This is a genomic window from Pseudomonas sp. PB106 (assembly GCF_009764645.1).
Classification (GTDB): domain Bacteria; phylum Pseudomonadota; class Gammaproteobacteria; order Pseudomonadales; family Pseudomonadaceae; genus Aquipseudomonas.
The window spans coordinates 1-1,527 of sequence record NZ_RWIM01000094.1 but is presented as its reverse complement, the minus strand read 5'-3'; the positions used below and the strand labels follow the sequence as shown (position 1 = coordinate 1,527).

General features: G+C 60.4%; 2 protein-coding genes. One reads left to right on the top strand and one right to left on the bottom strand.

Annotated elements, in window-relative coordinates; translation table 11 throughout:
• The first annotated feature begins 191 nt into the window (after positions 1–191).
• Positions 192–986, top strand: coding sequence for an acyl-CoA thioesterase II (locus tag EJA71_RS12355; RefSeq protein ID WP_158957169.1), 795 nt, complete (start codon positions 192–194; stop codon positions 984–986).
• Between the two features lies 1 nt (position 987).
• On the opposite strand, the gene EJA71_RS12350 is transcribed toward EJA71_RS12355, so the two are convergent.
• Positions 988–1,353: an Mpo1-like protein gene (locus EJA71_RS12350; protein WP_158957167.1), complete on the bottom strand. Its 366-nt coding sequence runs from the start codon at positions 1,351–1,353 to the stop codon at positions 988–990.
• Between the last annotated feature and the right edge of the window lie 174 nt (positions 1,354–1,527).

Sequence of the window (1,527 nt, the reverse complement as noted above, 5' to 3'; positions counted from 1 at the left end):
GGCTGCGATCTTTTGATCTTGTTGTTAAAAATCAAAAGATCGCAGCCTTCGGCAGCTCCTACAGGGTTTTGTGTCTGTATTTGAAATACGCTAAGGCCTTTCTGTCAGCCCATTTGACCGGAATAGACGCTGCGGCGCCCTGCAGGTCTGGTTAAGATCCCTGCATTCATTTCTCGTTTCCCGAGGTTGCCATGCGCTTTAGCGATTTGCTCGATGCGGTCCGCCGCCAACCGGAACTGACGATTCCTGCCGAGTGGGGTCAGGGTCGCGCCAGTTTCGGTGGCCTGGTGGCTGCGCTGCAATACGAAGCCATGCGCGCGAAGGTGCCGGCGGAGCGCCCGGTGCGTTCGCTGGCGATCACCTTTGTCGGCCCGGTCGAGCCGGATGTCCCGGTGACCTTCGAGGTCGATGTGTTGCGTGAAGGCAAGGCCGTCAGCCAAGTGCTGGGCCGGGCGATGCAGAACGGTCAGGTGGTGACGATTGTCCAGGGCAGCTTTGGTGCTTCGCGGCCGTCTGAGGTTGCAGTCGAGGCGTATCCGGCGCCCGAAATGAAACACTGGGACGAGTGCCAGGAGTTGCCCTATATCAAAGGCGTGACCCCGGAATTCATGCGCCATCTGGCGATGCGCTGGAGCGTCGGCGGCATGCCGTTCACCGGCACGCCATCGCGACTGATGGGTGGCTGGGTGCGGTTGCGCGGGGATGTCAAAGAAGAGCCGGTCAACGAGGCGCATCTGCTGGCATTGGTCGATGCATGGCCGCCCGCGCTGTTGCCGTATTTGAAGAAGCCTGCGCCGGGCAGCACGCTGACCTGGACCATCGAATTCGTTCAGCCGTTACACGATTTGAGCACGCTGGACTGGTGCCAATACCTGGCCGACATCGAATACGCCGCCGACGGCTACGGCCATGTCGCCGCCAAGTTGTGGAGCGCGCAAGGGGAGTTGGTTGCCATGAGTCGCCAGACCGTCACGATCTTCGCCTGACTCAATGCCGACGGTGGCGCTCACGCCAGGCGCGCCACCAGCCGCCGCTGAGCACGAACCGTGGAAAAGTCAGAAACTGCTCGACCAGCAGGCGTGAAACCGCATCTTTGCGATCACTGAATGGCTCGGAGGCTTGCGCCTCCAGCCGGTGGCCGTGGCGCTGCAAGCCCAGCGCTGCGACGATGCCAATCACGCCGATCGCCACACTGGCCAGGCTCAGGCTGAACACCCCGGACACGATTAACAGAAACGCGACGATGAACAACGGCACGGCGATCAGGTGCAACACCAGATTGGTCGGGTGCTGATGATTGCCCGGGTAGGCGCGCCATTGCCACGCGGGAAGGTTGGGGTGACGTTTGCCCATGTTGAAGACTCCTCGATCCATGTTGAACACATGTTTGAAGAATAGGCCTGGGCGCGGAGTGCGGCGAATCAAGGTTGGCTATTGGCATCATAGCCATGATGGACAAAAAAGATCGCAGCCTTCGGCAGCTCCTACAGGGTGTACGACAAACCAATGTAGGAGCTGCCGAAGGCT